Source organism: Nocardioides panacihumi (assembly GCF_039530925.1).
Classification (GTDB): Bacteria; Actinomycetota; Actinomycetes; order Propionibacteriales; family Nocardioidaceae; genus Nocardioides; species Nocardioides panacihumi.
Genome location: NZ_BAAAPB010000008.1, coordinates 85,054 through 94,619, shown reverse-complemented (window position 1 = coordinate 94,619; position 9,566 = coordinate 85,054). Strand labels below are relative to the sequence as shown.

General features: G+C 70.5%; 11 protein-coding genes and 1 other RNA gene. 8 read left to right on the top strand and 4 right to left on the bottom strand.

Annotated elements, in window-relative coordinates; all coding sequences use genetic code 11:
* Positions 1 to 18 precede the first annotated feature (18 nt).
* The 5 genes from ABD205_RS21430 (at position 19) to ABD205_RS21410 (ending at position 4,747) form a co-directional block, all read left to right on the top strand.
* Positions 19 to 1,149 carry a PQQ-dependent sugar dehydrogenase gene (locus ABD205_RS21430; protein ID WP_344048458.1) on the top strand — a complete coding sequence of 377 codons (1,131 nt, stop codon included), beginning with the start codon at positions 19 to 21 and terminating at the stop codon, positions 1,147 to 1,149.
* 210 nt (positions 1,150 to 1,359) lie between these two features.
* On the top strand, positions 1,360 to 2,247 hold the full coding sequence (locus ABD205_RS21425) for an ABC transporter ATP-binding protein (RefSeq protein ID WP_344048456.1): 888 nt from the start codon (positions 1,360 to 1,362) through the stop codon (positions 2,245 to 2,247).
* On the top strand, positions 2,244 to 3,026 hold the full coding sequence (locus ABD205_RS21420; RefSeq protein WP_344048454.1) for an ABC transporter permease: 783 nt from the start codon (positions 2,244 to 2,246) through the stop codon (positions 3,024 to 3,026). The genes ABD205_RS21425 and ABD205_RS21420 overlap by 4 nt, the downstream gene beginning before the upstream one ends.
* 24 nt (positions 3,027 to 3,050) lie before the next feature.
* Positions 3,051 to 4,145 (top strand): sensor histidine kinase, encoded by a 1,095-nt coding sequence (locus tag ABD205_RS21415; protein ID WP_344048452.1) that lies wholly within the window; start codon positions 3,051 to 3,053, stop codon positions 4,143 to 4,145.
* Positions 4,142 to 4,747, top strand: a complete 606-nt coding sequence (locus ABD205_RS21410; RefSeq protein ID WP_344048450.1) for a response regulator — start codon at positions 4,142 to 4,144, stop codon at positions 4,745 to 4,747. The genes ABD205_RS21415 and ABD205_RS21410 overlap by 4 nt, the downstream gene beginning before the upstream one ends.
* A 278-nt stretch (positions 4,748 to 5,025) precedes the next feature.
* On the opposite strand, the gene ABD205_RS21405 is transcribed toward ABD205_RS21410, so the two are convergent.
* The 3 genes from ABD205_RS21405 to ABD205_RS21395 all read right to left on the bottom strand — a co-directional run bounded on the left by ABD205_RS21405 (position 5,026) and on the right by ABD205_RS21395 (position 6,322).
* Positions 5,026 to 5,229 carry a hypothetical protein gene (locus ABD205_RS21405; protein ID WP_344048449.1) on the bottom strand — a complete coding sequence of 68 codons (204 nt, stop codon included), beginning with the start codon at positions 5,227 to 5,229 and terminating at the stop codon, positions 5,026 to 5,028.
* 10 nt (positions 5,230 to 5,239) lie between these two features.
* Complete coding sequence (locus tag ABD205_RS21400; protein ID WP_344048447.1) at positions 5,240 to 5,677, bottom strand: tetratricopeptide repeat protein; 438 nt, start codon at positions 5,675 to 5,677, stop codon at positions 5,240 to 5,242.
* Positions 5,678 to 5,779: 102 nt separating this feature from the next.
* The gene (locus tag ABD205_RS21395; protein WP_344048445.1) at positions 5,780 to 6,322 is read right to left on the bottom strand and encodes a dihydrofolate reductase family protein; all 543 of its coding nucleotides are present in this window, start codon (positions 6,320 to 6,322) and stop codon (positions 5,780 to 5,782) included.
* Positions 6,323 to 6,434: 112 nt separating this feature from the next.
* Between ABD205_RS21395 and rnpB the strand changes: the two genes are divergently transcribed.
* The 3 genes from rnpB (at position 6,435) to ABD205_RS21380 (ending at position 8,533) form a co-directional block, all read left to right on the top strand.
* Positions 6,435 to 6,801, top strand: an RNA gene (gene rnpB / locus ABD205_RS21390) — RNase P RNA component class A.
* A gap of 113 nt (positions 6,802 to 6,914) precedes the next feature.
* Complete coding sequence (locus tag ABD205_RS21385) at positions 6,915 to 7,928, top strand: inorganic phosphate transporter (RefSeq protein WP_344048444.1); 1,014 nt, start codon at positions 6,915 to 6,917, stop codon at positions 7,926 to 7,928.
* Entirely contained in the window at positions 7,925 to 8,533 is a 609-nt protein-coding gene (locus ABD205_RS21380; protein ID WP_344048442.1) for a DUF47 domain-containing protein, read from the top strand. Before ABD205_RS21385 ends, ABD205_RS21380 begins: the two co-directional genes overlap by 4 nt.
* Positions 8,534 to 8,709: 176 nt before the next feature.
* Here the strand turns inward: ABD205_RS21380 and ABD205_RS21375 are convergent, their stop codons facing one another.
* Positions 8,710 to 9,336, bottom strand: a complete 627-nt coding sequence (locus ABD205_RS21375; protein WP_344048440.1) for a CPBP family intramembrane glutamic endopeptidase — start codon at positions 9,334 to 9,336, stop codon at positions 8,710 to 8,712.
* Between the last annotated feature and the right edge of the window lie 230 nt (positions 9,337 to 9,566).

Sequence of the window (9,566 nt, the reverse complement as noted above, 5' to 3'; positions counted from 1 at the left end):
CGTGGGTACGGTGAACCCATGCGGATCGCCCCTGCGCTCCTCGTCGCGACCCTCGTCGTGCCGCTCCTGACCCTCGTCGCGTCGGAACCGCCCTCCGACGCCGCAGTCCCCCGCCTCTCCGTGAGTGTCGTGATCGGTGGCCTCGACCACCCGTGGGACGTCGCGCCGATCACCAAGGGCCGGCTCCTGGTCACCGAGCGGACCCGCGCCCGGCTGAGCGTCATACGCCGCGGTCATCGGCGCACCATCCCGCTCGTCGGCGCGCAGATCTGGACCGGCGGCGAGACGGGTCTGATGGGCCTGGAGGTCGACCCGAGGTGGCGCACGAACCACCGCATCTACACGTGCCAGGGCTGGCGCACGTCCTCCTCGCACGACGTCCGGGTGATCGCGTGGCGGCTCACCCGCCACCTGCGGGAAGCACGGCCGATCCGCACGCTCGTCTCCGGCCTCCCGTCCACGAGCGGGCGGCACGGCGGCTGTCGGCTGCTGATCACCCGCGACGGCTCGCTCCTGGTCGGCACGGGCGACGCCGCGACCGGCACCAACCCTCGCAACCTGGCCTCGCTCGGGGGCAAGACGCTGCGGGTCAGCCGGTTCACCGGCCGGCCGTGGCGGCACAACCCGTTCCTCGGCAGTAGCAACGCACGGACCCGGCTCGTCTACACCTACGGGCACCGCAACGTGCAGGGCCTCGCCCAGCGCCGCGACGGGACCCTCTGGTCGGTCGAGCAGGGCACGTTCCGCGACGACGAGGTCAACCGGCTCATCGCCGGCGGCGACTACGGCTACAACCCGGTGCCCGGCTACAACGAGTCGGTGCCGATGACCGACCAGTCGCTCCCCGGGCGCCAGATCGAGGCGGCCTGGTCATCCGGTCCGACGACCGACGCCACGAGCGGTGGGACGTTCGTGCCGTCCCTGCGCAAGTGGCGGGGCTACCGGGGCTGGCTCGCCGTCGCCGCGCTCAAGAACCAGAAGCTGATCATGCTGCACTTCGACCGCTCCGGCCGGTTGCTCACCGAGCGGACCGAGGTCACCGGCCACGGGCGGCTCCGTACGGCCGTCGTCGCCGTGAACGGCGACCTGCTCGTGCCCACCGACAACGGCAACGGCCAGGACGTGATCCTGCGGGTGCATCCGAGCTGAGAGGCGGGGCCGGGGCGGAGTCCCCGGTTAACCGGGGACTCCGGAACTTCCGGGCCGACACAACACCCCGGAAGTTCCGCTGTTCCCTGGGTCGCGTGACATCTTCCCTGGGTCGTGTGACGCCTGTGGCGGCCGGTGATGACAGATGTCATGGCAGCGTCGTGACCGAAGCGCTACATGCCGCAGGTATCGAGGCACGATGCTGATCCCATGAGCACTCCTGCCGTCCGCCTCAGCGGCGTGACGAAAGACTTCGGACCCGTCCAGGCGGTCCGCGGGATCGACCTCGAGCTCGCCCAGGGCGAGGTCGTGGCGTTCCTCGGACCCAACGGCGCGGGCAAGACGACGACGATCGACATGGTCCTCGGCCTGTCGCAGCCGACCGGCGGCACGGCCGAGGTCCTCGGCATGGCGCCGAGGCGGGCGGTCGCGCACGGCCTCGTGTCAGCGGTCATGCAGACCGGTGGCCTGATCAAGGACCTCACCGTCCGCGAGACGGTCGAGTACACGGCCAGCCTCTTCGCGGAGACCATGCCCGTCGACGAGGCGCTCGCCAACGCCGGCATCGCGTCGATCGCGGACCGCAAGGTCGGCAAGTGCTCCGGCGGCGAGCAGCAGCGGCTGCGGTTCGCGATGGCCCTGCTGCCCGACCCGGCCCTCCTGCTGCTCGACGAGCCGACGACCGGCATGGACGTCGAGGGCCGGCGTACGTTCTGGTCCGCGATCCGCAAGGACGCCGACAAGGGCCGCACCGTCCTCTTCGCCACGCACTACCTCGAGGAGGCGGACCAGTACGCCGACCGGATCGTGCTGATCAGCCGCGGTCGCATCGTGGCCGACGGCACCGGCGCCGAGATCCGGGCCCTGGCCACCGGTCGCACCGTGCGGGCGACCTGGCCCGGAGCGGACCACGAGGCGCTGGCCGCGCTCCCGGGCGTCGACCAGGTCGACGTACGCGGTGAGCAGGTGCTGGTGCACGCCAAGGACTCCGACGAAGTCGCGCGGTTCCTGCTGACGCAGACGGCCGCCCGCGACCTGGAGATCACGTCCAAGAACCTGGAAGACGCCTTCCTGAGCCTGACCGGAGCCGACGCATGAGCACCATGACAGACGTCCCCGCCCGCCGCGTCCCGCCGCTGGGCGGCTTCAACCTGACGCTGCTGCGGATCGAGCTCTTCCGCATGCTGCGCAACCGCCGCACGATCATCTTCACGCTCATCCTGCCTGCGGCGCTGCTGCTGACCGTCGGCAACCAGAAGGGCTGGCAGGACACGGCCGGCTCGGGCAACGTGGCGGCGTACATCCTCATCTCGATGGCCCTCTACGGCGCCGCCCTGACGGCCGCGGCGACCGGCTCCATGGTCGCGCTCGAGCGGGCCGTCGGCTGGTCGCGCCAGCTGCGGCTGACGCCGCTGCACCCGGTCGCCTACATCATCGTGAAGGCCCTCGTCGCCCTCTCCATGGGCGCTCTGGCGATCCTGGCGGTCAACGTCGTCGGCATCCTGCAGGGCAAGGCCGAGATGCCGCTCCACGTGTGGATCGAGGCCGCCGTCGTCACGCTCTTCTGCACGCTGACGTTCGCCGCCCTGGGCGTCTTCGTCGGCTACCTGGTGCCCAGCGAGAACGCGATGCAGATCCTCGGCCCGGGTCTGGCGCTGCTGTCGTTCCTCGGCGGCGTGTTCATCCCGATCGACACCTACGCCGAGGTGGTCCGCTACGTCGCCTACTGGACCCCGATGTACGGCGTCGCCGAGGTGGCGCGCGCCCCGCTCACCCACGACCTCCCGTGGTTCGCGATCGTGAACGCGGTCGGCTGGTTCGCGATCTTCGTCGCCGGCGCGGCGTGGCGGATGAGCAAGGACACGGCACGGGTCTGACCGGTGGCCACTAGCCTTCCGCCCATGAGCGAGCAGGGGACCCAGCGCGGCCAGCAGGTCGGCCGGCTGGGTCCGCTGTTCGCAGGCATCTGGCTGTTCTTCCTGCTCGACCCACTGGTCGACGGTTGGCGTCGCGGCGACCTTCGCGGTGTGCTCGGGATCGTCGCGACCGTCGCGTTCGCCGCCGTCTACATGACGCTGTGGTGGCGGATCCGCGCCGAGCGCAGCCGGCTCGCGCTCGACCCGCCACTGGCGTTCACCGCGCCGTACCTCGGCGCGCTGTTCGCGCTCGGCGCCGCGATGGTCGCCTGCCTGGGCGAGAAGGGCCTGGCGTGCACCGTCTACATCGCGGTGGCCGCCGTCATGGTGCTGTCGCTGCGCCTCGCCCTCGCGGTCGTGGCGGTCCTGCTCGTCGGGTCGCTCGCGCTCAGCGAGGCGGCCGGCTGGGGCAGCCAGATCGGCCTCGCGTTCGGGATCACGGCGGCGTCGCTGGCGATCTTCGGGATGCGCACCGTCATACGCCGCAACGCCGACCTGATCAGCGCCGAGCAGGAGAACGCACGCCTGGCCGTCGACAGCGAGCGCAACCGCTTCGCCCGGGACCTGCACGACATCCTCGGACACTCGCTGACCGTGATCACGGTCAAGGCGGAGCTGGCACAGCGGCTCCTCGACGTCGACCCGGAGCGGGCGCGCAGCGAGCTGGCCGACCTGGAGCGGCTGTCCCGCGACGCGCTGGCCGACGTACGCCGCGCGGTGACCGGCTATCGCGAGCTGACCTTGCCGGGCGAGCTGGCCCGGGCCCGCTCCGCCCTGCGCGCCGCGGAGATCGAGGCACGGCTGCCGCAGAGCACCGACGACGTGCCGACGGATCTGCGTGAGCTCTTCGCATGGACCGTGCGCGAGGGCGTCACCAACGTCATCCGGCACTCCGGGGCGCGCACCTGCGAGATCGTCCTGACGCCGACGACCGCCGAGATCCGCGACGACGGCCGCGGGCCGGGCGCGTCCGTCGACGGCTCCGGACTGACCGGACTGCGAGAGCGATCGGCGGCGGTCGGCGCCACCGTCGTCACCCGGGCGCTGGAGCCCGGCTTCAGTCTGCAGGTCAGCGCATGATCCGCCTGCTGCTCGCCGACGACCAGGCGCTCGTACGCGGCGCGCTGGCCGCCCTGCTCAACCTCGAGCCCGACCTGGAGGTCGTCGCCGAGGTCGGCGCGGGCGACGAGGTGCTGGCCGCGGTCCTCGAGCACCGGCCCGACGTCGCGCTGCTCGACGTCGAGATGCCCGGCATGGACGGCATCGCAGCGACTGCGTTGGTGCGGGCGAAGTCGCCGCGCACCCGGGTGCTGATCGTGACGACCTTCGGGCGGCCGGGCTTCCTGCGCCGGGCGCTGCAGGCGGGCGCTCACGGGTTCGTGGTCAAGGACACCCCCGCGGCCGAGCTGGCGGACGCCGTACGCAAGGTGCACCAGGGGCTGCGCGTGGTCGACGCTCAGCTCGCCACCGACAGCCTGGTCGCCGGCGAGTCTCCGCTGACCCCTCGTGAGACCGAGGTGCTCCGGGCGGCGCGTGACGGCTCGACGGTGGCGACGATCGCGAAACGGCTCTTCCTGTCCGAGGGCACTGTCCGCAACCACCTGTCCGCCGCGATCGGCAAGACGGGCGCCACGACCCGGGCCGAGGCGGTCATCACGGCCGAGGGCAACGGCTGGCTCTGAGATGAGAACAGCCCCGCCGTCTGCGTGAGACGACGGGGCTGACGCCAGGTACCCAGCCGGATCCGCGGTGATGCGCGGGGGCCGGCAAAGTTCCGCTTCCGACGGACACCGGCAAAGTCAAAGCCCCGCCGACTGCGTAAGTCGACGGGGCTGACAACGTTGTACCCGAACAACTGTGCGGACATGCCGGGCCGGAGTGCAACCGGATGTGACCTGGGCCACGTTCGCTGGAGTTCGCGGGCAAAGAGCGTCGACGACGCCCGCCGCGCGCCGCCGGGTCAGCTGCCGGTGCCGTCCTCGTTGTCGTTCCAGGCCGGGTCGTGCTCCCACGCCTCGTTGCGCTCCTCGACCTTGTCGAGCGCGCGCTCGGCCTCCGCGGCCGAGGCGTAAGGACCCAGCCGGTCCTTGGCCGGGCACCCCTCCGGCCCTTCGACCGTGTGGTGCTTGAGACAGAACCAGTAGCCGCCCTCAGGGTCACTCATAGTCCAGAAGTTACCCGTTGTCGGCCTTCGTCATCAGCAGGCGCTCGACGCGCAGCATGGCGAGCTCGTGCTCGATGTCCCCGCTCATGACGGCCGCGAGTCGCAGGTGCGGCAGCGCCTCCTCGAGGCGGCTCTGCCGCTCGAGCACCCGACCGAGGGCGTGCCGCGCCCAGACGTCGTCAGGACTGGCCTCGACGAGGTCGCGCAGCTCCGTCTCGGCCTTCTGCAGCTGGGCGCGCATCATGAAGGCCCAGGCCCGCAGGCAGCGCAGTCCGGTGTTGCCGGTCGCGCCCGCCTCCTCGGCGAGCGCCTTCTCGATGATCTCGAGCGCCTCCTTGGGTGCGCGACGCTCGAGCAGGTCGTAGCCGACGCGGTACGCCGACTCCGGCTGATGCATGCCGGGGAAGACGATCGCCGGGGCGGTGAGCTGGAAGTCGTTCTCGGTCATGGCTTGAGAACGCTTCTCATCTGGCGGACATTCCCGCCGACCTTTGAGTGCCTCGACCACCCCTGGATGGTCGAGGCACTCAAGGCTGGGGACGCGATGCCGTCAGCGCTTCGGGGCGAGGTCGAGGTGGACGACGCCGTTGTCGTAGACGTCCGAGCTCCGCATCTCGAGGCTGGTCCGGGTGTCGGCGAACAGCCGGTCGCCGGTGCCGAGTGCGATCGGGTACACGAACAGGTGCAGCTCGTCGAGCAGGCCGTCGGCGATCAGCCCGCGGACGAGCCGGCCGCTGCCGGAGACGTAGATCGACCCTTCGCGGGAGTCCTTGAGCTCGCGCAGTCGCGTGGCGTCGTACGCACCGAGGCGGGTGGTGTTGGCCCACTCCTCGACGAGCTCGTGCTCACCGACCACCAGCTTCTCGGTGTCGTTGAAGAACGGCGCGCCCGGGTCCTCCTCCGCGGTGCGGTCACGCCAGGCGGGCGCGAACATCTCGTACGTCGTCCGGCCGAGCAGGATGGCGTCGGAGTCGCCGGTGAGAGCAGCGATCGTCTCCCCCATCCTCGGGTCGAACCCGAACTCCATGGTCCAGGACGGCGACTCGAAGACGCCGTCAAGAGAGATGAACTCGTGCGCGCGGATGCTGGCCATGGGGTCATCCTTCCGTAGGGCTGGGTCTCACGCACCCAACGAACGGGCAGAGCCGGATCCGACAGCCCAGGTGCGCGGCGGCGGCGGTCGCCGTACGCTTGCTCCCGCGTGACGGGCTGGCCGGGCGACCGCGTCGCCTTCCACACGAAAGGGAGGCGTCGAGGAAAGTCCGGGCTCCACAGGGCAAGGTGGTGGGTAACACCCACCCGGGGAAACTCGCGGGACAGTGCCACAGAGAACAGACAGCCGCGTCTTCGGACGCGGTGATGGTGAAACGGTGGTGTAAGAGACCACCAGCGCGCCGGGTGACCGGAGCGGCTAGGTAAACCCCACCTGGAGCAAGATCAGACAGGATGTGTCCGAGGGCGGCCCGCCCGAGCATCCGGGTAGATCGCTGGAGGCCGCCGGCAACGGCGGTCCGAGATGGATGGTCGCCCCTCTTCGGAGGACAGAACCCGGCTTACAGGCCAGCCCGTCACGCACAGGCCTGTGACATCGTCGCTGCGGGTGGCGTTGTGAGCGGCGACCGCCCGAGAACCCCTATTCGGGCTGAACGCGGAGGCGCCCGCCAAGACTCCGCGACACTGGGCAGATGAGCGGTACGGCGGGCCTTGTCGTGGTGGTGCTGCTCGCGATCGCCTTCGACCTGACCAATGGGTTCCACGACTCGTCCAACTCGATCGCCGCCCCGGTGGCGACCCGCGCGATGGGACCGGGCAGCGCGGTCACGGTGGCCGCCGTGTTCACGATCCTCGGCCCTGTCCTGGCCGGGACCGCGGTCGCCGACACGGTGGGTGGCCTGGTCGACGTCTCGGCCGACTCGACGCTGATGATCCTCTTCGCATCCCTGGCGGCTGCTCTTGCCTGGAACCTGTCGACGTGGTGGTGGGGGCTGCCGTCGTCCTCATCGCACGCGCTGGTGGGCGGACTCGTGGGCGCCGGTGTCGCCGTCGGTGGCGTGCAGGTCGTCCACTGGGGCGGATTCGAGGGCTGGCGTCCGGTCGGGGTGATCGGCGTGCTGGCCGCGCTCGCGATCTCCCCGTTCCTGGGTGCGTTGGCAGGGTGGTCGGGCGAGCTGTTGGCCAGACGGGCACTGCGTCGAGCCGAGCGAGGCGTGACCCGCCTGATCCTCCGCGGCGAGTGGCTCACGTGCGCAGCACTGTCCTTCGCGCACGGCACCAATGATGCTCAGAAGACCATGGGGGTGATCACGTTGGCACTGGTCGCGTCCGGGTCCATCCCGACCTTCGCTGTGCCACTGTGGGTGAAGGCGGTGTGCGCGCTGGCGCTGACCCTGGGCACTGCGCTGGGAGGGTGGAGGATCGTGCGCACGGTCGGTCGTGGCATCTACCGGATCCGACCGTTGGACGGGTTGGTCAGCCAGGCCTCGGGCACGATCGTCATCTCAGGAGCGGCGGTGTTCGGAGCCCCCGTCAGCACCACCCACGTGGTCGCCTCCTCCGTCGCCGGCGTGGGTGCGGGGCGACGTTGGAAGCACGTCCGATGGCCGATCGTCCGCGAGATCGGCCTCGCCTGGCTGGTGACCATGCCGGCCTGCGCATCTCTCGGTTGGCTCACGGCACTCGTGGAGAAGGTGGTCCTGTGACGAAGCACTGGTTCCTGCCCCAGAGCCCCGATGTGATGGCCACACTGCTGTCGCAGGCGGACGTCACGGTTGCGGGGTCCGAGGCCTTCGCCGCCTGGGCGAGCGGCGACCTTGCGCAGGAGCAGCAGGTGCGGGACTGCGAGCACCAGGCCGACCAGATCCGGCGTCAGCTCGCCGTGGAGCTCCGTCAGGCCTTCAGCACGCCGGTGGACCAGGAGGACCTGTTCACGTTGTCCGAGCGGTTGGACGCGGTCCTCAACGGAGTCAAGAACGTCGCCCGCGAGGCCGAGGGCGTCGCACTCGCTCCCGACGCGCCGATCGCCGGGATGGCGGCCGAGATCGCGGCGGGGGTGCGCCACCTGCGCTCGGCCGTGGAGCACCTGACCACCGGCAAGGACGTGGCCACGCAGGAGGCTGACGAGGCGATGGCGTGCGAGCGGCGGATGGAGAAGATCTACCGCACGGCGATGCAGGCGCTGCTCGCGCTGGAGGATCTGCGAGAGGTGACCGCACGCAGCGAGCTCTACCGCCGCACCCTCGACATCGGCGAACGGATCACCCGCGTCGCCGACCGCGTCTGGTACGCCGTGGTCAAGGAGACCTAGGGCGGCGCCAAGATCGCCCTGACATGGCTCGTCGTACTCGGACTGCTCCCGGCAGATCCACCTTCCAGCCAGCCCGTCACGCACTCTCTGCAGCCACGAAGCAGGGACCCCATCCTTCCGCAGCGAGTCGGACGGCCGGATGCGACGGGATCCGGTCAGAGGCTCGGCACGCGCGGCTACCAGAGTCCGTGGATGGGCCCCACCAGGAAGAAGGCGACGAACCCGATGGTGTTGTTGAAGCCGTGCGCGAGCACCGAGGCCCACAAGGTCTGGAAGTGGACGCGCAGGACGCTGAAGTAGATGCCGTCGATCGTGACGACGAGGACGCCGACCAGGCCCTGTTCGGTGTGGGCGAACCCGAAGAGGACCGACGAGAGCACGATCGCGACCGCCAGCCCCCAGCGGCCGAAGCCGAGAGCCTCACGGATACGGGTGAGCAGATACCCGCGGTAGGCAAGCTCCTCCGCGAACGCGCCGAGCAACCAGCCGGCGACGAGCAGCGCGGCCAACATCCCAGCATTGCCTTGGAGGTCGTTGAAGGCGCTCAGGTCCTGCGTCTTGCCCGAGACGTGGTTGGCGATGGGCATGGTCACCGACAGCTGGAAGACCGACCACAGAACGGCGAGGAGGAAGGTCTTTGCGACCAGACGCGAGCCCGTGGAACGGCGGAGCCCCAGGCTGGTGATCCTCTGGCGCCGGACCAGCAGGGACGCCACAGCCATGGCGATGAGCACGAGGCTCGGGATGAGAAGGTCGAGGAGGATGGCGGCAGCAGCGGCAGCCGCCTCGATGGCAGAGACCACAGTCCAGGCCCGCGACTGCCTGTCAGGAGCGGGCGACGCCGGCCGGCCCCCGACCGGAACCTCACTTCCCGCGTCGAGCATCCACATGAGAGTTCACCCCTGCGCACCACCTCACCGTCGTTTCCGCCCGCCGCGGAGAGGACATGGGCCCCGGCGGGGGTGACGATCGTCCCGAGTCCCGCCACGAGGCACCCGGCGCGGTGGCGTCAGGCAGGCCGGCGGAGCGCGGC